A 20,676-nucleotide genomic window follows, 5' to 3' on the forward strand; every position below is an offset into this window, starting at 1 on the left:
AAATACCGAAGGAATTAACTACCCGCGATTTTCATTTCACTCAGTAAAATACCACCGGTACGAATTGAAGAGCGCAAGTCTTGATCTTTAGCGACCCCTTGGATCCCCATAAACATGTCTTTTAAATTACCTGCTATGGTGATTTCTTCAACTGGATACTGGATCACGCCATTTTCAACGTAAAAACCTGCAGCGCCACGAGAATAATCACCCGTGACCATATTCACGCCTTGACCCATAACTTCTGTAACAATAAGGCCAGTACCCATCTCTTTAACTAACTCGTCAAAGGTTTGCCCTGTATTGCTTAAGGTCCAGTTATAAATACCACCAGCATGACCGGTATTCGGTAGTTCAAGCTTACGAGCCGAATAACTGGTTAGTAGATAAGTTTCTAGTTGGCCACGATCAATGATTTGACGCTGCTGAGTCGCAACGCCTTCACTGTCGTAGTTTGCACTTGCCAGTGCGCCGATAAGATGCGGGTCTTCTTCAATGCTGAACCAATCAGGAAAGAGTTGAGTATTGATTGAATCTTGTAAAAAGCTCGATTTACGATACAAACTGCTACCGCTAATTGCGCCAATCAAGTGACCAATCAAACCTGTAGCAATTTCAGGCGAAAACAAAACCGGTAAATTCGAAGTTGGAATTTTACGAGCGTCAAGACGATTTAAAGTCTTATTTGCCGCTAATAATCCAACTGATTCAGGCGTCATTAACTCATTATATTTACGCGCAATCGTATAATCATAATCGCGTTGCATGTTGCCATCAGCTTCTTCGCCAATCACAACACAACTTAAGCTGTAACGTGAGCTGCAATAACCGTTTAAAAAGCCGTGGCTGTTACCGTAAACTTTGGCTGCAGTGTGAGCATTCGCGGTCGCACCATCTGAGTGCTGCACACGCTTATCAACCGATAAACTCGCTTCTTCAGCACGGATAGCTAATTGAGCTAACTCATCTGGAGTAACATCTTGCGGGTGATATAAGTCTAAATCACGAATGGTTTGCGCCATCAGCTCTTTATCCGCTAAACCACTAAAAGGATCTGACGACGTATATTTTGCAATGTCATCAGCAGCTTTTACTGCAACAGCAATTGCTTCAGGGCTCAAATCTGACGTTGATGAGCTACCTTTGCAACCGTCACGATATACGGTAATGCCTAATGCGCCGTCTTTATTAAATTCAACGGTTTCAACTTCTTTTTCACGGGTTGAAACCGATAATCCTTGTTGTTTACTAATGGCGACTTCAGCAGCGCTCGTGCCTAGTTTTTTTGCATGTTCTAATGCTACAGCAACGGCATTTTTTAACGCCGCTAATTCAGTATCAATATTTTGGGTAGACACAAACTTACTCTTTAGTTTCCATTGTTGCGCCTAGCATATCAAATTCAAAACTGTATTGATAACCATCAAAACAAGGATTTAGGCGCACAAATAGGCTTAAATAAACTAACCTATAGGTATCATGTTGAATTATCACTTAATGCATGTGAATTAGTTTTAAAGTAAATCGTCGACTTAACGTATATTCAGTGGCCGCAATAGCCTCTGAAGTGTTATTATTCGCCGATATTTATTAGAGGTTATTTACTATGAAAATTGTCGGCGATTCAGATCACTTCCACCAGCCATATGACAATGACGATGATTACGTCAGCAGAACAGAATTCAAAAAAGAAAGCGAAGATGCGCAAGAACTAGGCATGCGCCTAATTGCGTTGAGTAAGTCACAACTAGACAAAATTGGCTTAGATGAATTCTTGTATGATGCTGTACTAAAAACAAAGAGCATTAAACCTAAAACTGAGGCGTACCGTCGCCACCTTCAGTATATTGGTAAATTGATGCGTGGTTTTGAACACGAACCGATTATTACAGCCCTGAATAATGTGCTGAATAAAAACAATAATGAAACTGCTCAAGTTCAGATTATTGAAAAACTTCGTGCGCGTTTACTTGAAAATCCAAATGAAGAAGTGGAAGCACTATTAGCTGACAATCCGGCATTTGAACGTCAAAAACTACGTCAACTTATTCGCCAGGCCACCAAAGAATTGGCAAAAAGTCCTGATACTGAGTCAAAATCTCATAAAGAATTATTTAAATATTTACGCGCGGGTTTAGCCGACTAAAACTACATTTACAAGGATGTTGCTGATGCTACTAAAAAAAATAAAATACGCACTGCCTTTATCAATAGCTTCACTTGGTTTACTCGGGTTACTTACTGGTTGTAATGGCCCGTCTGATGACAATGACAATGGTGGAGGCGAAGATGGTAGTTATAGTATCAGCGTCAGCTATCAAACCGTTGTTGATGGTCAATGTGATGCTGATACAGACTCACTGACATTTGATATTAACGAAAGCTTTTGTGCTGTTGCTCAGCTAAAGCTATCAAATAGTAATGTTAGCGGCGCCATTGTCAATTTTGTTCCTGATTTTGGCAACGCCAGTGCTGACAGTAAATTAACTGACAGTGATGGCCTTGCCAGCGTCTTCATCAGCTCAACGGACAGTGCGGTTGGCGCAGGCACCCTAACGGTGACATACAATCCTGACGATGCTGATACAGATAGTGTCAGTGCCAGCAAAAACTATCAATTTGAAGATAGCAATACCATCCCCACTCCTGACTCAATCTCAGTGACTGCCAGTATTACTCAATCAGGTCAAACTGTTACCAGTTTCAAAATCGACCAGCCTGTACTGCTGACTGCCAATGTCCTTGATGGCACCAACCAGCCAATTGCGGATCAGCTAGTTACTTTCCAAGCAGGTAATGCAAGCTTATCGCCAAATACTGCGCTGACTTCTGCAGACGGTATTGCGACGGTAAGTTATACCGCAACTAGTAGCGATCTTGGTGCATACACTTTAGTGACCAGCACTGACTATAATGGAACAACGATTACGGGCACTAGTGCATATCAAGTATTAGCCAGTGATGAAGTCATCCCTGATGGCACACTCAAATTTGGTTATATCGACAGTGACAACACTTTCCATGAAAATGAACTTGGTTCAACCTTAGTTGCAAACACTGATGGTGAATACGTTATTGGAGCAGGTGCTAGCTTTGGCGTTATTGCTGATATCATCGTCGAAGCTGATGATGGAAGTTTCACCCCACTACAAACACCAACGAGTGTTTCATTCACTTCCGATTGTGTTGTTAATGCTGATGCCAGCATTGACTCACCAGTGACGTCATCAGCGGGCCAAGCACGTTCGACGTATCAAGATACTAGTTGTAGTGGTAATAGTTTGCGTAGTGAGCAAATCGTGGCATCCGCTGTCGTTGGTAGTGAAACATTCAGTGCCACGTTTGATTTCTCTTTAGAACGTCAAACATTAGGCAGCTTAAGCTTTATTTCTGCAGAACCAACGCAAATTCGCATTAAAGGCGCAGGCGGAACAGGGTCAACAGAAACATCATTGGTGACCTTTTTAGTTAGCAGTGCCAGTGGCCAACCAGCGGCTCAGCAAGCAGTAAACTTTAGCTTAGATACTATCGTTGGCGGCTTGAGTTTCGCCAATGGTGAAACCACCAGCGAAGCTACCAGTAATTCTGAAGGCCTAGTCACAGTGACCGTTCAATCTGGCACCATTCCAACTCCTGTTCGAGTGCTTGCCTCTGCAACAGACTCAGACTCTGGCGATACAATTACTACCCAGTCAGAACAGTTAACTGTGAATACTGGTTTGCCACAACAACTAGGCTTTAGCCTCTCACCATCATTATTTAATCCTGAAGCAGGAAGTATTGATGGCACTGAAGTGACAATGACAGTGTTTGCCTCTGACAGCTTTGGTAACCCCGCACCTGATGACACAACGGTAAATTTCACGACTGAAGGCGGCCAAATACAACCGTCTTGTTCTACTGTAAACGGAACATGCTCAGTGATTTGGACATCTGCTGATCCTCGCCCGACTGATCATCGCGTGACGGTACTAGCCTATGCATTAGGTCATGAAACCTTCTTCGATACCAATGGTAACAACATATTTGATGATGCCGACGGCGGTGTGATTTTAAATGCATGCCTAGACAGTGCTGATAATGCAATTGCCTGTACCGGTAACGGCATGGATAGAGAAACCTATCATCAAGGTGGCTTCAGCGACATAGGCGATGCCTATAGAGATGATGATGAAATAGGAGCCTACGTTCCAGGCAAACCATTCTTCAGTGCACAAGGTAATAGCAGTTACTCAGGTCCTGATGGCAAGTTTAATGGCCCACAATGTGAAGGTAGTCAGTGCGGTGAAGACCAAGCGAATAAAACCTATATCCGCTCAGCTACAGTACTCACCATGGCTGGCTCAGTTGCGAGTATCATTCCAACAGATGTTGATGGTGGATTATTAACTAGCCTAACATTAGCACCAGAAGAAATGACCACGGTATTAATTGAACTATATGATAGTGCACGACAAGTTATGCCAGCAGGTTCTACTCTAACTATCGCAGCCATTAACGGCGCAGTTAACTTTAATGGTTATACCGTGCCAAACGCTACTTGCTTCACATACTCTGATGGAGACTTAACCCACGCCTGTGATCAGGTGGCAACTAAGTTTATTTATACAGCTGCCGATGAAGTTGGTGAAGATATCATCACCTTTACAGTGACAACCCCTGCAGGATTAATAACGAACTCAGATATCAGTGTCACAGTTCAATAAGTAACAACATTATCGACTTCAAATAGTAGATATTAATTTGGTTCATTTTAAAGCTCGCTTCGGCGAGCTTTTTATTTGTTTGTTGAAAAATCAGTTCACTAAGATATACTCGCTCACGATTTAAGAAGACAGGGTTCGTTTTCTTACGATTTAAGTATTCAATTTAAATCTACTCGCTTAAAAGGATCTTTACATGCGTTTTTCCGCTATTTTAGCCACTCTTGCAGGCTGCGCTTTACTGACAGCTTGTGCATCAAAACCTATTATCGCTCAAAACAAAACCGTTGAATATGACGGTCAAACACTGGTATTTTCTGGGATTTACGATACCGATAAAAACAAAATTGAGCTTTCTGTTAATGGCGATCCATTAATGAAAGGCCGTTTCCCTCCATATACACCAACTCAAAACTTAAAGAGTAAATATGGTGACCTTAAGATTGAAGGCAAATGTTACTTTGGCTCTGTATTAGGTGATCAAGGTGGAGCATTCGGTGCTGTAGCTGGGATTATCCAATCTTCCAAATCAAGCACTGGCGATAAATGTGAAATGTTCGTCAATAACAAACCAATGGAAAACCTTTACTTCTAAAAGGTGACCACGACATCGTAAAAAACGAGCCCTAGCCTATTTCAAGCCATTTCTATGGCTTGATCTCAAGTACCTAAAACCTAGTTTTTACCCAAGGTTTGCACTAGTTTGGTGCCAATGAGCAACTGCAGTGATTGCTACGTGAGTTTAAGCTAGCAAAACCGCTTAACTGCAGCCATTCTAGTTGGCTCGGCAATTGCTTCATGAGTTATTTAGTTATACGAGATACCCATGTTACCTTTACATACCTCACTTAGAGGTTTGCGTTGTTTTTGCGTAGCGGCTGAATGCCTCAGCTTCAAAGAAACCGCTAATAGATTATTTCTAACTCCTTCAGCAGTCAGTCATCAGATAAAACAGCTAGAAAAAACACTGCAACAAAGCTTATTTAAACGTCAAACTCGGGCAGTTTTGTTGACAGAAGCTGGTGAACGATTTTATCAGCAAGTGGCTCCAATCATGGTGCAGCTGTCAGAGACCGTTAATAACTTCACTCAATCAACAACAAAGCTTGAAGTCAGTATTTCTATGCCTGAATTTTTTGCCAGCGAACTGTTTGTTCCACAATTAGTTGGTTGGTCGACAGAGTATCCACACATCAACTTAAAGCTAGACACAGTTAAAACCCGCGCAGCTCAAACAAGTCAAACCGATCTTTCTATCGTACTTTCAGGCTCGCGTCGTAATGATGAAAATTGCTATGAGTTGTTTCCCCTCAGATATATTCCCGCATGCAGCCCTGCGCGATACGAACAACTTAAATCTGCTGGCTTAGCTGCGCTTTCCCAATTGCCTTTAATCGTCCATCAGGCAAGACCACACTCATGGGAACAATGGGCGGAGTCGGTCAATATAAGCTCTTTTTCGCCAAAACAGGTCATTCAATTAGACAGCATGTTTAGTGTTGCACGCGCAGCTGAGCAAGGCATTGGTATCGCCTTAATCCCCTTACCCATAAGCCAAGCTTGGTTCGACAATCAAAGCTTAGTCGCTTTGTATTCCGAAACACTTAACAGCCATGATAAGTATTACCTACTCCATCATGGCGGTACTCAAGACAAGCATAAAGCTGCTCCAGAAGTGCAACAATTAATAAATTGGATCTTAAGCCGATTCAATTTTTAATACTCAGCATCGATAAGTGAAAAAAACTCACTTATCGATGCGAATTTTCTCGTTTGTCAGTTAGATATGTTTTGCCTAAATTAGCCATGTAGCAACTCGCTACTACCTATAAAGGAATATAAACATGAAAAACACTAAACTTGCTTCATTGATAACTGCAAGCCTACTACTTGCTTGTTCTGGTAACGTATTTGCCGCAGCAGTTGAGACAACCAGTTATAAAATGGTGTTAATTGAAGATATGCCTGGCGTTGATGCGATTCAGTCAGGCGACTTAGTTGAAGGTATTGAATTAACTAAATCCGCCAAGAACTCAGCCATCGACACTTATACTCGTAACCTCAATTTGTGCGTTGGTTACACTAAAATGTCAAAGTTTGAAATTGCAGAAACCGTCTGCTCTGAAGCAGTAAAAATGGCAGTCAACGCAGACAAATTACCGTCAATGCAAATGCGCGCATACGCATACAATAATCGCGGCGTGATGAAAGTGCTGGCCAATGACAATGTTGGCGCATTGGAAGACTTCAAAAAAGCAGCTAAAGCAACCCATGAGCCAATCTATAAGCAGAATTTAATTCGCTTAGAAACAGCACTGAATAACACTGAAACGGGAACATTATAATTTGGAAGAGGATAAACAGCGACAGCGAAAATTAACGCTGCAAACTCATAATTTAGAGATACCGATAGACATTGAGCTAAAGCAGTCAATGTCTATTTTTTATTTCCCTAAATCGCCACTAAAGATTTAAAGTTGAAGGTTTATGGCTAAAAATTTATGACTAAAGGTTTATAACTAAAGGGTTTATGGCTAAAATTTTATGATTAAGATTTATAACTAAAGCATTGATAAATATATATTAAGGTACAAACTGCAACTATCAGCGCATAGCCAATAAGCAGATTCGACTCTAATTCGCTTCTAGCCTTCGTTTTACACCGATGAAAGCCAGTAACATGAACAAAGCAAACAATGCCCACATTTGCAGCCACTGCGGAAGAACAGTTACCCAATCAGCTCCCATTTGGTTTAACTCCAACATACCTAAAATAGCTGGCACTGCAGGGATAACCTGAGAGACTTGCACTAATAAATCTGGGATCAAGGCCAACGGCCACACAAATCCCGATACAAAGAGTATTGGCATAGACACTAACAATAACACTTGAGTGGGCAGCTCTCGTTTAACGAACAAACTACTCAATGCAATTCCGCAAGCTGCTGTTGATAATAAGAATGGCAACATGAATAAACTGACTTGCCCCAATGTCGACTGAACGCTGACATCGTACCAATAGAAGCAATAACCTAAATAAAAACTAGAGAACAAGGCATAGATAAGGCCAAAAACAGTCAGTCGAGCCCCTATTAATGCGATAGGTGACACTTGATTCCAATAGCCCTTTTTACGCCATTGTCCCGCGCCTAATATCCCTGTACCAATCAGCAAAGTTTGATGCAATATAAGTAAGAATAGTCCCGGTACAACATAAGGGGTGTAACCTAAACTTGGATTAAATGCTGGCACACTATTAATATTGACTGAGTTTAAGCTTTGCTGAGCCTGCTTAGGATTTTGTCCCCGTGCTAATAAACCCACCATTTGAATTTGTTTACCTGCATCCATGCCTGCGCTGATTAAACCTTCTGCAATAGCAGAGTATATGAGGAAGTAACTCGCATCGCCGCCGTAACTTAATGTAGCGCCTTTACCCAGTAACAAGTTGCGCCTAAAGCCCTCGGGTATAACCAACAAACCATGAGCTTTAGATTCAGAGATCCATTGCTGTGCTTCATTTATACTGCCAAGTTGCGCCACAATATTAATTTTGGGGCTAGCGTCAGCATGTCTGAGTAATTGCCGACTTAATGAGGAATTATCGTGATCGACCACGACCACCATTTGCTCTGTGGGTACTTGATTTAAATAAGGCAATGGGTACAAGACTGAATAAAATAGTACTCCGCCAAACATGGTCACCACAATGGCTTTATCCGCTAAAATAGCCTTTAGTTCAGCAAGCAATAATTGTAGCCAACTCATAAGCTCGCCTCTTTATTGGCTTGCTCTTTATTCACTCGTCCTGAAATTAGCGAGTCAGCTTGTTGATCCACACTCTGCTTACCATAGACGACTCTGTATAAACCCCACGCCAGAGCAAGGACAATCAAAAAATACCAGTAAGATAAAAATTGCGTTAGTACCTGTTGGAAACCAGCCCCATAACTGATCACACTGATATGAGAATCGATATAGTGGCTTGAAGGCATGATTAAGCGCCACCACTGAGCTAATAACGGCATATCATTGACCGGAAATGTCACTCCCATAAACGCAAATGCTGGAGCAAATAACGCAGTACAAAAACTAACACTACGAGCAGGCTCTCGCATCAATAAAAATACTAAAATCACTAGGGTCCATAATGCCAGTAGCATCATGACCAATGCCACCACTAATAAGCTTATAGAGCCTGCAATCGGCAAACTCAAATAACCATATAACCACACCAGAATAAAGCTGCCATGAAGCGCCATAATAGGCGTGTAGAAAAGCACTTTGCAGCCAACTTGACGCCAGAAGTCATCGGGTAAAAGGTAGGCATCATTTTTGCTGATTAACGAATCATTAAGCGAATTAACGAACGTCATCATAGCGAGTAATTGCAGCAGCGCAATCAGCACGGGCGGCACTAAAAAACCAACATAGTTGTTGTTGCGATTAAACAATGCCGTAGTTTGGCTAGTCACAGGGCTTAAATTTACCGCCACCGAGGCACTATTCACTCCATTTAGCAGTTGCTTTAATCCAGCAACTTCCATTAAGCCTGCGCCTAAACTCAGTTGTAACTGGCTAGATAGCAACTTACCAACCAATAAAAACTGGCTGTTATAACGAATATCTACTGTTGGAGTGCCACTGGTTAATAGTGACTTTTTAAATTCATAAGGAAACAAAACAATGGCATAAACTTCAGCTTGTTTCATCGCCGCTTCAGCATCAGCTAATTGGGTATAAGCTATCGGTTTGATTACTGAGTTGGCTGTTAAGTTACGAATTAGCGTACGGGTTAACTGACTATTGTCTTGATCAACCACAGCTACAGGTAGTTGCCTTGGTAAGCCTGCGCTAAATAACCACCATAGGCACAAAATACTGATAAGCGGTATGTAAGTCACCAAGGCAAGCTGCCAAGGAGAGCTCCATAAACGCTTAAGTTCTTGTTTTAGTAAAACCCGCATTTTCGCACCTTAATCTTTCGCCTTACTGATAATGCTATTTTGCACTTAGCAGCACAGACATACCCACTCTTAAATCAGTAATAGGTCTATTTGGACGAAGTTCTACTTCAAAGGTTCGCATATCGAAGTCGTGACCGCTTTCTGTAGAACGCCAAGTAGCAAAACTGCCCATCACACTAATATGAGCAATGGTAAACTCTTCCGTTACCTTTAAAGCTGGAATGGTCAGCGATACGGTTTGACCTTGCTTGAAATCAGCTAATTGATCTTCACGCAGTTGCATCACCGCCCAAGCATCTGAAATATCAATCAAGCTCACAACAGGGAAACCACTTGGTGCTAACTCGCCAGCTTGTAGTAACACTTCGCTGACTTCGGCCACCTTAGGCGAGCGCATTTGGCTGTCGGCTAAAATAGCGTTAACTTCTTTTACTGCACCTTCTGCCATACGGGCATTACCGGCAGCTGCGGCTTTCGTTTCTACTCGTGCACCTTCATCAGCCATTTGATACATAGCTAATGCCGCTTGTTCGGTGTATTGCGCCGCTTTCCATTGGGTGAATGCTTCGTCGCGCTTTTGTCTGGCCACTACGCCTTCATCAAATAAGTTTTCTACTCTTTGATAAGTCGTCTCCATTAAGTCTGTTGCGGCTTTAGCTTTTAACCATTGCTCTTTTGAGGCGGTGACTTGCTGTTGGCGCGCACCATTATCCGCTTCTTGCTGCATAGCTTTGGCTGCATCTCTTCCGCCCTCAGCTTGCATCAGTTTTGCATCTAACTCAGGGCTGTTAATCGCAAATAATAAATCACCCACCGCAACCTTATCACCACGGCGAACCATGACTTGTTCAACTCGGCCGGGTACCTTGGATGAGATGTTATATTCACGAGCTTCTATTTGCCCCTGTAAAATGGTCTGTTTCGGCTCAAACGCTAACTTTAGTCCGTAGGCTAATATTCCTAGCAGAAAAATAATTGCGATTACGGCAATAATTCGATTAGCCCGCATGTTGCTGCTCCTGTAATTGGGTTCGACCAATAAATTCATCTAGTTGACCACTAATAGCCATTAATCTTGCATAAGCTTGTACATAACGATATTGCGCCCCGAGTTGCTGTGTTTTAACGGCACTCAGTTTGAGCTCTGCATCCACTCTATCAATTGATGTCGATAGCCCTTGATTGAATGCCAATTCACGTAAACGTAGATTCTCTTTCGCGAGGGCAAGTGAGGTATTTAGCGCTTTTACTTCTTCATCTGCTTGCTGTAATTGACGATAACTTTGATCAACCAATAAGCTTAAATCTTGTTGAGTTTGGGCTTTGGTGTATTTAGCTTGAAGCAATGCACTTTGGGCAGCCTCTACCTTGCCACTACGACCATCTCGGGCAAATAACGGAACATTTACCCCAACACCAACCATCCAATCTGGTTCTATTTGCGAGAACAAACTGTCGTCCTCATACAAGGTGTAATTACCGTATAAAAACACCGTCGGGTGATAACGCCCCTTTTCTAATTGAATAAGACCATTGGCTTGCGCTTCCTTTGCTTCAAGCAATTTCAACGCAGGATGCTGTGTTAACGTTAATTGGCTTAAACGGGGAAGCGATGGCGAGTGAGCTAAGCTGAATAACCCGGAGGTTGGACTCACATCGGTAAGTTGCAACATTCTAGATAGCGCAATTTGTGCCATTTCATTTTGACGCTTAGAACTGCCTAGATTTACCTTGGCATTTTCTAATGCAACTTGAGCATTTAAGCGTTCAACTTTGGCTATCTGCCCCTCACGTTCCAACTTTTGCGCATGGGACTCATGCTCAGCCAACGAATCAACCAATTGTTGATTGGTATTCACTAAGGTTTGGGTAACGGCCACGGCAAAATAACGGTCGACTAACTGGGTAAATAAGTCACGAGAAGTCAGAGCATATTCATGCTTTTTCTCTTCAACATGTGCGGCATGAATACCTTGGGCAGCAGTAATTTTACCCCCCGTATAGATTGGCCACATCGCTTGTAAGCTAGCACGAAAAATATCTTGTTCAGTAAATGGGGTGACAAATAATGAGCCTGGGATAGCTGCTAATGCTTCACCTAATGCAGGAGGCAAGCCTGATGGGTCAATTGCCGCTAATGGATTAAGGTCGCGTAAATCAAGTTCAATTGGTTTTTCTAAACGAGTATAACTACCAGCAAGGTTTAACGAAGGTAAATTCATATCTTCGCCTGCACGCTCTTCTGCTTCAGCGCGGCTAACTTCTTGGGATTGAGCTTTAAGCTTATCGCTAACAGTTAATAATTGCTGCCAAGCGCTGTTAAAGGCGAGGGGCTCTGCCTGAGCAGGAAGGACGAACGAACATAACGCCAGCAAGGATGACAGCAAGGATGACAGCAACCATTTACGCTTCTTGAAAACTGTTGAGTCATTAGCTCTTAAACAATATGCTTTTGTAATCCAAAAGCTTGAGCACAACAAACTCGAACTGAAAACTGCTAAATGCCTCATTAACCTTATCCTTTAAGTAGAGCAATTACTCTATTGATGGCGAATTATAACTAGTTTTACTTTTCACATCTACAACAGTGGTTTACCTATTTCACATTAATAAAAAAGGTGCCATGACGACACCTTTAGCACTTGATTAAGCAGTTCCGCCTACCGTTAAACTATCGAGTTTCAAGGTCGGTTGACCAACCCCAACAGGGACACTTTGGCCATCTTTACCACACACGCCGACACCTTTATCTAGGGCTAAGTCATTACCCACCATCGAAATTTGACTCATGGCTTCAGGGCCATTACCAATCAATGTCGCTCCCTTGATGGCCTCAGTCACTTCACCATTTTCAATTAAATATGCTTCTGATGCTGAGAACACAAACTTACCCGAAGTGATATCAACCTGGCCGCCACCAAAGTTTGGTGCATAAATGCCTTTTTTAACAGATTTAATCATCTCTTCAGGTGTTGAAGTACCCGCTTCCATGTACGTATTGGTCATACGTGGCATAGGTAAATGAGCATAAGACTCACGACGACCATTACCAGTTGTCGTTTCACCCATCAAGCGAGCATTCAGTTTATCTTGCATGTAACCTTTCAAAATACCGTTTTCAATTAAGGTCGTTTTTTGAGTCGGTACACCTTCATCATCGATGCTAAGTGAACCACGGCGATCTGCAATCGTGCCATCATCTACTACTGTTACTAACTTAGAAGCAACTTGCTGACCCACTTTCCCGCTAAATGCACTGCTGCCTTTACGGTTGAAGTCACCTTCTAAGCCATGACCAACAGCTTCATGGAGCAGTACACCAGGCCAGCCATTACCTAATACCACTGGCATTTCACCTGCAGGGGCATCAATCGCGTTCACATTAACCTGAGCTTGACGAACCGCTTCACGGGCAAACTCAAAACACACCGGTAATCCTGCATCGTCAGTAGCAAGGAATACACTGTAATCATGACGGCCACCGCCACCTGCACTACCACGCTCACGTTTACCGTTATCTTCTAAAATCACGCTACAGTTAAAGCGCACTAAAGGACGAATATCAGCAGCCAATGTGCCATCGCTAGCGGCGACTAAAATCTCTTCATGGACGCCAGATAGGCTAACAACTACCTGAATAATGCGACTATCAAGGCTGCGTATGTATGCATCAGTTTGTTTTAACAAGTTAATTTTTGGCGCTTCTTCCATTGCAGCAATAGGATCCGCACTGTTATATAAACTGTTAGTTTGATGGCGTTTGAAGGCATGAACCTTATGTTGCTGACCAGCTAATGCTATACCTCTGGCGGCTTCAGCAGCTGATTGCAGCGCCGCTGGAGTAATTTCATCTGCGTAAGCAAAACCGGTTTTTTCACCAGTGATAGCTCTTACCCCGACACCGCGTTCGATATGGAAGCTACCTTCTTTGATAATGCCATCTTCAAGCGCCCAAGTTTCGTGACGGCTTCCTTGAAAGTACAAGTCTGAAAAATCAATATTATGTTGGTGGATGACCTTTAGATAATCTTGCAGACCATCTAAGGTTAATCCATCTTGTAATAAACTTTGTTCTACTTGAGCTAGAAATGGCATTAATTCTCTCTTTAAGCCTTTTGGGCTTCTAAAATGATGCTAATCAATTACAAGCTTAATGTTGTAATTGTCGATAATCTGTATTTATAACTGTCAGCGCTAACCTAATGTCATTTCAACTTAGCAACTGAGGTGTATCGAATCGGTTATGTTGAGCCACTGGAATTTGTCGTCTGATTTTAGCAAGTTCAGATAAATCGACTTTACTTTGAACCCAGCCTAAACCCGTTTGCCGTTGTGCAACAATTCGTCCCCAAGGGTCAACAATCATGCTTTGCCCCCAAGTTTCACGGCTACCTTGATTATGTTGCCCCCACTGATCGGCAGCTAACAAATAGCACTGACTTTCAATCGCACGCGCCTGAACTAAGGTTTGCCAATGTGCTTCACCTGTCACTTTGGTAAATGCTGATGGTAAGGCTATAACGTCAGCTCCAGCAAGTCTTAAAGCCCGAAAGAGATCAGGGAACCGAATATCGTAACAAATGGCTAAGCCGATATTTCCAAACGGGGTCTTTACCACCGTGATACGTTCGCCAGGGCAAAAAGTATCACTTTCCTTATACGACTTGGTACTGTCAGCAACTTCAACATCGAACAAGTGTAACTTATCATAGCTACCTAAGGTATCACCCGCATCATCAAATAGATAACTGCGGCTATAGACGCGTCCATCTTCAGCTGAAATGGGTATGGTACCCGCCACCATATAAACTTGATGTAACTTGGCTAGACCTGCTAAGGAATTTTTAAGCTCACTGGTTTGGTCATCACCCGCAATGGCTAACTGCTGTTGCTCACGACCACCAAACATTAAGCAGCATTCAGGTAAAACCACTAACTGTGGTTCTGCTTTCTCTCGAGGGAGACTCTTAAGCTGCGAGTCGATAAACGCCAGATTGGCTGCTACATCTTTGCTGCTCTGACATTGCAGTAAACTGATTTGCATCCTTGCCTCCTTGGCTTGCCTTTTGCGCGATAATGCGTCGTTTATAATCAATTAAGGATAGCGTATTGCTGTTGGTATCTACATTGGTATTGGTACTTGATTCAGTATTAGCGTCGGAGTTACCTTCCTCACTAGATTGTGAACCCGTACTGTTCGATGATTCTATAACTTCAGGAGACTCGGTAATTGTAGAACTCACTGAAGGTTCTAGTTCTGGCTTTGGTTCTGTACCGTCTGCTGGCTGAGCTTTACGCGGTAAAATTGATTCAGGGATTTCGATTTCTTTACTTTTACGCTCTAATTCATCTAATTGCGGCTCTGTCATTGTACCGCCTAAACGGAAGCGTATTTCAGAGATAACCTCAATGACAGGTTCCAACACTTTTGTTAATGCAAATGCACCTAACCCTAGTGTCCACGCACTGGTACTCAGTAATACCACTGTCGGCACACTAGATGCCAATTGCGGAATAAAACGAATATCGTAGTTTAAGCTTTGAGTCGTTAAGTCAGTATACCCGCGCACTTTCATGTTGCCTGCAATCGCATCCATTTCAGTATCAGTTGTTTTAACAACGCCATTATCAATATCTAAAGAGCCACCAAAAGAGTCAAAATAGAGCCCTTTACCAAACACATCTGAGAAATCTAACGACAGTTTTCTCACCAGAGAATCTAAACTAAACAATGAAAATATACGTGCGCCTTTATCACTAATTTCTGAAAGGTAACCTTTACCTAAATCAAACCTTAACTTACCGTTCAAGGTGTCAAGTGAGAAAGCGTAAGGTGCGCCTTCCCAAGAAAACTCCCCTACCATGTCCACTGGCGCGTCTTTAAGGCCTGGGTTAATACCAAGCGCTTCTGATAACGCATCAAATTTACTCGCCTTTATATCGACATCAAATTTGGTCAGACTTTTCCCATCTGCAAAGGTCCAATCACCTGAAGCCTGCATACTGACTATTGGACGAGTTAAGGTTAAGGTCTGAAAGCGGTAACCATTTTCGTAGGGAATACCTTGTAGTACTAGATGCCCAAGTTTTGCATTATATAACCCAAAATCATCCACATCGACTGCTAACGGCGGTAAGTTATCCAGTAAGTTGTCCGGCGTATATTCCGCCTTTTCTGGAGATTTTACCTCTGGCGATAAATGCAATTTACTGGCTACAATTTTAAGCCCTTGTTCGCGCCAGCTTGGATAAAAATCAATATGACCATCAAGTTGCTCTGACTGAATATCAAAACGCCATACATGCTTTAATGGTTTTGCGGCAAAAGTTAAGTTATCGAACTTTTGGCTTAAAATATTCAAACTGCCGATACGCGCATCAATCAGGGTTAATGGCGGGAAAAAGCTCACTCTATCATTTTGTCCTGCAACATCATCAATAACGAACCCCCTGTCGTAGTCGCTTACTTGAGTTTCTGACAATTGGTCACTTGATTTTGAGGCGCTAGCTAATTGATTATTCTCAATCGTCTTATCAACAACCGAGTTTGCTTCATTCTCATTTTCTGGCTCATTAACTGATGAACCATTCGTACTTAATACTTGCTGTCCTGACGCTAGGATGATTTCTGTCGGCGCAATTGATTGAGTGTGAACAATCGTGTCAGCCAATGCTGTGATAGTTTTATCAGAAGTTAATTCATTAGATATTGGGTTCTCAGGAAGCGCATCAATAGATGAATTAACCTTATCGGTGAACTTGCTGATAATAGGTAACCATTGCGTTAGCTCGGCTTCAGGTAAGTCGATTTGAATATGCCCTTCACTTTTCGCGAGCTTGTCACCCAACTTAAAATGACGACCTAACAGCAAATCGTAGTGAGCAAGGTAGTCACCACTTTGTTCGTTAAACCCGCCCCAAAATTCAGCGTCTTTGTCTAACTTAATGCTTAACGATGATTGTTTGTTATCACCTACTAACTCTGCACGTAGTGATTTTGCTTGCTGGGCGTCTTTATTAAACGGCGCAGGCAATGACAACGTAGTGCCCACTAAGTCTGAATTAACCTGCACTTGCAATCGATAACCTATAGGGTCGAAAATCATTGTGACCGCACCATCCCAAGCCATAGTCCCTGAATAATATTCACTTAATGGGTTATCGATATAATCAGGCAAGGTATCTAAGTTCCATTCGCCATCTAAATCAACTGTTAATGCGAGATCGCCTGTATTCGTTGGTTCTGTGGCAAAATCGAACATCAAGGGTTGTTCAAACAAATTGGCACTAATTTGCTGTCCGCTCACTTCAGCATTGTTAAACTCGACATTACCCGTCACTTGTTCAAGAGTTAAACCTGGAGTGGTAACATATACAGTGTTGTCATTAAATTTAATCACACCTTTATTGTCAGCTTTAGCGCCATCATAAAGCGGAATAGTCAAATCTAACTCACTGACGATATCACCAGATATTTGCACCACATTTAACGTAGGGCTAATTGAATTTTTTAACGGTGAATTATCAATAACAGCTTTAGCTGCATCGGCATCGGCGCCAACTTTTGCTTCCACTCTTAAGGTCGTTTTGTCACCCATATGTGGAATATAAACATGGGCGCCATCAGCAGGAACATCCAGTAAATTACCCTGATTAACAATGATGTCCATCGCCGCATTTTCAAATAAGGCATATAAACTTAACTCATCAACAGCTGGCCAATCAGGCTGAAATAAAAACGCACCATCGTTGAGGTTAAATCCGGCTTGAAAAATCCCTGAATTATCTTGATATGGGAATTGATTGAGTTGCCCATGCCATATAATTTTAGCGTCCGGAATATCGCCTGCCAGCAAGGAATTATTTAAATAATTGACTAAGTTGTCGCTCATAGTATGCAGCGGGAAATAGCGCCCTGCATTATCTACATCAGCAATCGCCACATTGGCACTTAAGGCTAAATGTGCATCTTGTGCCATATCCAATTGCATTGATGCTCCGATATCAATATCTGGATTTGAAAAATGCACTTTTGGCAAGGTTAAGCGTGATTGTTCAACATTATATTGAACCTGAAATTCGTCACCTTTAAGTGCTAAAGGTGCTTCAAAGCCATCTTTAAAGTCGAGTAAGTAATCTTGTGCAGGAAATTCGGCATTTAATAAGCCATTCCCCCATGAGAGATTGAAATCAATTGGGCCAGTGCCTGGAATACTGTCATATGCAAGCCACTCAAGTTGTGTCACTTCAGTTTTTAATAAAATCGGTTTACCCGGTTCTTTTAAAAGCTGTAATGGTCCAATGGCACCTTTAGGTGATAATGCACGCCACTTTTGCACTCCCTTCTCGCCCATTTTAGGAATAAGCGGTAACAAAGGGGTTAATACTTCTGGTGCTATCTCATTTATGCTTACCGATAAATCACTGTAATTTGTTTGTAGTGATAAATTGAGTTCAGGCCAAGGTTCTCCATTGGTGGAGAAATCTAAATCATGGCTTGTAACTTGCCAACCATTATCCTTGGGCTGCCACTTCAGTGCGCCGCCATTTATTGCGAACTTTTCCTGTTTTTCGGCACTAACCCACTGCAGCCAGCTCGGTTCAAACATCAATAAACCAGTATTGATGGTCCTATATTCAATACCTAGCCAAGCTTTAAGATTGACCACACCTTCGAACTCAATATTGTCAAGCTTAAGTAATGGGTCATGCTGTCTTGACGCCCACTCTCCTAGGTCTAATGATTCAGCCGACAGATAAATTTGTCCAACCAGTTCATCTGGGCTATACCCACTGCCATTTAAATCCACTCGTAAAGCCAATAACTCTTTCGCAGAGGCTTCTGGGTCAAGGTGCATAAACCCTTTACCTCGATGCAAGCTAGGGCGGTTATGCCAAATAAAATTACTGATAAAAATCGGTTTGTAATCGTGATGATGACTTAACAGCTGCAGTGTCCCGTCACTGATAGAAAAGTACTCTAACTGCTCTAACAATAATGCATATAACCAATCTAAATTTGTATTACTGACAGGCTGCGAACTTTTTCTAGATAACTCATCCACATTAAGTGCTACATGAATACCGTCAAATTTTACCGTTTCTATTTTCGGTGATAGGGTTAGCAAGGTTTGCCAAAAGTCGAGTTTAAAATGTACCTTGTTGGCGATTAAGGTCACAGGTAAGGTTTGCTGAGGTGGAATAACCAGATTATTAACGGTTAAAGCAGGTCCAAAAGCCTGCCATTCGGCAGACAATTTGCCTATTTGTACTTCAACTTGGTATTGCTCCTGCAAGTAATTAATAACTTCGTAGCGAGCTTCAGGAAGTTGTGGCAACAAACCACGGATGAGACTAACCGCTAGCGCAAATAGTACTAATACTACGGCTACGGTTTGGAACAGAAAACGACAAGCTTTAACGGTTTTACTTTTGGGCACTACACCATCACCACATCATACTTATTTTGGGTATATAACGTTTCGTTTTGTAGGCGAATTTGCTTACCGATATAAACCTCTAACTCTGCCAATAAATGGCCTTCTTCAGTACTTAAACTCTTATAAACTGCAGGTGAGCAATACAATAAAAACTCATCAGCTGCATAAGCACGGTTTAAGCGAATAATTTCTCTAAATATCTCATATGAAACCGTCTCTACGGTTTTCATTGAGCCGGTGCCATTACAAGCAGGGCACTCTCCACAAACAACATGCTCGAGGCTTTCACGGGTGCGTTTACGGGTCATTTCAACTAACCCTAAACCTGAAAAACCACTGACACTGGTTTTAACTCTGTCGGTGGCTAAAGCGGAGGTTAAACTATCTAAAACACGTTTTTTATGGTCTTCATTCATCATATCGATAAAGTCGATAATGATTATGCCGCCCAAGTTGCGCAATCTAAGTTGTCTGGCAATGGCTTGAGTCGCTTCCAAGTTGGTATTAAAAATAGTTTCGGCTAGATTACGATGGCCGACAAAAGCACCTGTATTAATATCAACAGTTGTCATGGCTTCAGTTTGATCAATAATCAAATAACCACCAGACTTAAGCTCTACCTTACGCCCTAACGCACGCTGAATTTCATTCTCAACATCGTAAAGTTCAAAAATTGGTGATGGACCAGCATAGTGCTCAATCTTTTCGGCAATTTCAGGCATAAATTCCTGAGCAAAGCCTTCAATTTCGTCAAACGTGCGGCGAGAGTCAACTTGGATATGATCGAGTTCAGTACCCACAAAATCGCGAATAATTCGCACTTGCAGCGCCAAATCTTGATACAACAGGCTAGCGCCTTTACGCTTTCTTCGTTCGCTAACTTTGGCCCATACTCGTCGTAAAAATGCGGCATCTTGAGCTAGCTCATCATCCCCAACACCTTCAGCGGCGGTGCGAATAATAAAGCCGCCATCTTCATCGACATAAGGTTCGGTGATTTTTTTTAAGCGGCTTCGCTCTGACTCTTCTTCAATACGCTGAGATACGCCCACATGGCTCGAACCAGGCATGAATACAAGATAACGGGAGGGCAAGGTGATATCAGTCGTTAAGCGGGCGCCTTTGGTGCCAAGAGGGTCTTTAACCACTTGCACCATAATGTCTTGTCCTTGGCGAACAAGTTCAGCTATATCGCGAACAACAAAGTTGCCTTTCTCGACATCTGCTACACATTCAGTGTGAGGCACGATGTCTGACGCATGTAAAAATGCGGCTTTTTCTAGACCAATATCGACAAATGCAGCTTGCATGCCCGGAAGCACACGGCTAATTTTGCCTTTATAAATATTACCCACAAGACCGCGCTTCATGCGGCGCTCAATATGGACTTCTTGTAACACACCATGTTCAACAAGTGCGACCCTTGCTTCAGTTGGCGTGACGTTAATCAGTAATTCAGATCCTTTTTTACGCTGTGCTTTAGTTTGCATAAGCCACCTGTTTAACGCCCCGCTGCAAGGATAATGTATTACTAACGCATATATTTTCTATACTAAGTGCAGTAAA

At 42.3% G+C, this 20,676-nt stretch carries 14 protein-coding genes; 5 read left to right on the forward strand and 9 right to left on the reverse strand.

Going from position 1 to position 20,676, the window contains the following annotated elements:
- Window positions 1–14: 14 nt before the first annotated feature.
- Complete coding sequence (gene pmbA, locus QPX86_RS18200; protein WP_220754092.1) at window positions 15–1,358, reverse strand: metalloprotease PmbA; 1,344 nt, start codon at window positions 1,356–1,358, stop codon at window positions 15–17.
- A 248-nt stretch (window positions 1,359–1,606) separates the two neighbouring features.
- Between pmbA and yjgA the strand changes: the two genes are divergently transcribed.
- The 5 genes from yjgA (at window position 1,607) to QPX86_RS18225 (ending at window position 7,048) form a co-directional block, all read left to right on the forward strand.
- On the forward strand, window positions 1,607–2,146 hold the full coding sequence (gene yjgA, locus QPX86_RS18205; protein WP_220754091.1) for a ribosome biogenesis factor YjgA: 540 nt from the start codon (window positions 1,607–1,609) through the stop codon (window positions 2,144–2,146).
- 25 nt (window positions 2,147–2,171) lie between these two features.
- The gene (locus tag QPX86_RS18210) at window positions 2,172–4,706 is read left to right on the forward strand and encodes an Ig-like domain-containing protein (protein WP_285163445.1); all 2,535 of its coding nucleotides are present in this window, start codon (window positions 2,172–2,174) and stop codon (window positions 4,704–4,706) included.
- A 193-nt stretch (window positions 4,707–4,899) separates the two neighbouring features.
- Window positions 4,900–5,298 (forward strand): hypothetical protein, encoded by a 399-nt coding sequence (locus QPX86_RS18215; RefSeq protein ID WP_220754089.1) that lies wholly within the window; start codon window positions 4,900–4,902, stop codon window positions 5,296–5,298.
- 231 nt (window positions 5,299–5,529) lie between these two features.
- Window positions 5,530–6,423, forward strand: a complete 894-nt coding sequence (locus tag QPX86_RS18220; protein WP_285163446.1) for a LysR substrate-binding domain-containing protein — start codon at window positions 5,530–5,532, stop codon at window positions 6,421–6,423.
- 124 nt (window positions 6,424–6,547) lie between these two features.
- The gene (locus QPX86_RS18225; RefSeq protein ID WP_220754087.1) at window positions 6,548–7,048 is read left to right on the forward strand and encodes a hypothetical protein; all 501 of its coding nucleotides are present in this window, start codon (window positions 6,548–6,550) and stop codon (window positions 7,046–7,048) included.
- A 289-nt stretch (window positions 7,049–7,337) separates the two neighbouring features.
- Here QPX86_RS18225 and QPX86_RS18230 read toward each other — a convergent pair whose 3' ends face one another.
- The 8 genes from QPX86_RS18230 to rng form a co-directional block, all read right to left on the reverse strand.
- Window positions 7,338–8,471, reverse strand: a complete 1,134-nt coding sequence (locus QPX86_RS18230; protein ID WP_285163447.1) for an ABC transporter permease — start codon at window positions 8,469–8,471, stop codon at window positions 7,338–7,340.
- The gene (locus tag QPX86_RS18235; protein WP_285163448.1) at window positions 8,468–9,670 is read right to left on the reverse strand and encodes an ABC transporter permease; all 1,203 of its coding nucleotides are present in this window, start codon (window positions 9,668–9,670) and stop codon (window positions 8,468–8,470) included. Before QPX86_RS18235 ends, QPX86_RS18230 begins: the two co-directional genes overlap by 4 nt.
- Before the next feature lie 34 nt (window positions 9,671–9,704).
- Window positions 9,705–10,679, reverse strand: coding sequence for an HlyD family secretion protein (locus QPX86_RS18240; protein ID WP_285163449.1), 975 nt, complete (start codon window positions 10,677–10,679; stop codon window positions 9,705–9,707).
- Window positions 10,669–12,180 carry a TolC family protein gene (locus QPX86_RS18245; protein WP_285163450.1) on the reverse strand — a complete coding sequence of 504 codons (1,512 nt, stop codon included), beginning with the start codon at window positions 12,178–12,180 and terminating at the stop codon, window positions 10,669–10,671. Before QPX86_RS18245 ends, QPX86_RS18240 begins: the two co-directional genes overlap by 11 nt.
- Window positions 12,181–12,316: 136 nt before the next feature.
- Window positions 12,317–13,765, reverse strand: a complete 1,449-nt coding sequence (tldD, locus tag QPX86_RS18250; protein ID WP_220754082.1) for a metalloprotease TldD — start codon at window positions 13,763–13,765, stop codon at window positions 12,317–12,319.
- Window positions 13,766–13,880: 115 nt separating this feature from the next.
- The gene (locus QPX86_RS18255; protein ID WP_220754081.1) at window positions 13,881–14,714 is read right to left on the reverse strand and encodes a carbon-nitrogen hydrolase family protein; all 834 of its coding nucleotides are present in this window, start codon (window positions 14,712–14,714) and stop codon (window positions 13,881–13,883) included.
- Complete coding sequence (locus QPX86_RS18260; protein WP_285163451.1) at window positions 14,638–19,110, reverse strand: YhdP family protein; 4,473 nt, start codon at window positions 19,108–19,110, stop codon at window positions 14,638–14,640. Before QPX86_RS18260 ends, QPX86_RS18255 begins: the two co-directional genes overlap by 77 nt.
- Window positions 19,110–20,600: a ribonuclease G gene (gene rng, locus QPX86_RS18265; protein WP_285163452.1), complete on the reverse strand. Its 1,491-nt coding sequence runs from the start codon at window positions 20,598–20,600 to the stop codon at window positions 19,110–19,112. The genes QPX86_RS18260 and rng overlap by 1 nt, the downstream gene beginning before the upstream one ends.
- Window positions 20,601–20,676 lie beyond the last annotated feature (76 nt).

The sequence above is a fragment of the Shewanella goraebulensis genome, from assembly GCF_030252245.1.
GTDB lineage: Bacteria > Pseudomonadota > Gammaproteobacteria > Enterobacterales > Shewanellaceae > Shewanella > Shewanella goraebulensis.

Bases quoted from the DNA above. Each gene is read 5' to 3' on its own strand.
- tldD (WP_220754082.1), bottom strand. From the start codon at position 13,765: ATGCCATTTCTAGCTCAAGTAGAACAAAGTTTATTACAAGATGGATTA.
- yjgA (WP_220754091.1), top strand. From the start codon at position 1,607: ATGAAAATTGTCGGCGATTCAGATCACTTCCACCAGCCATATGACAAT.
- QPX86_RS18240 (WP_285163449.1), bottom strand. From the start codon at position 10,679: ATGCGGGCTAATCGAATTATTGCCGTAATCGCAATTATTTTTCTGCTA.
- QPX86_RS18225 (WP_220754087.1), top strand. From the start codon at position 6,548: ATGAAAAACACTAAACTTGCTTCATTGATAACTGCAAGCCTACTACTT.
- QPX86_RS18220 (WP_285163446.1), top strand. From the start codon at position 5,530: ATGTTACCTTTACATACCTCACTTAGAGGTTTGCGTTGTTTTTGCGTA.
- QPX86_RS18215 (WP_220754089.1), top strand. From the start codon at position 4,900: ATGCGTTTTTCCGCTATTTTAGCCACTCTTGCAGGCTGCGCTTTACTG.
- rng (WP_285163452.1), bottom strand. From the start codon at position 20,600: ATGCAAACTAAAGCACAGCGTAAAAAAGGATCTGAATTACTGATTAAC.
- QPX86_RS18245 (WP_285163450.1), bottom strand. From the start codon at position 12,180: ATGAGGCATTTAGCAGTTTTCAGTTCGAGTTTGTTGTGCTCAAGCTTT.
- QPX86_RS18255 (WP_220754081.1), bottom strand. From the start codon at position 14,714: ATGCAAATCAGTTTACTGCAATGTCAGAGCAGCAAAGATGTAGCAGCC.
- QPX86_RS18230 (WP_285163447.1), bottom strand. From the start codon at position 8,471: ATGAGTTGGCTACAATTATTGCTTGCTGAACTAAAGGCTATTTTAGCG.
- QPX86_RS18235 (WP_285163448.1), bottom strand. From the start codon at position 9,670: ATGCGGGTTTTACTAAAACAAGAACTTAAGCGTTTATGGAGCTCTCCT.
- QPX86_RS18210 (WP_285163445.1), top strand. From the start codon at position 2,172: ATGCTACTAAAAAAAATAAAATACGCACTGCCTTTATCAATAGCTTCA.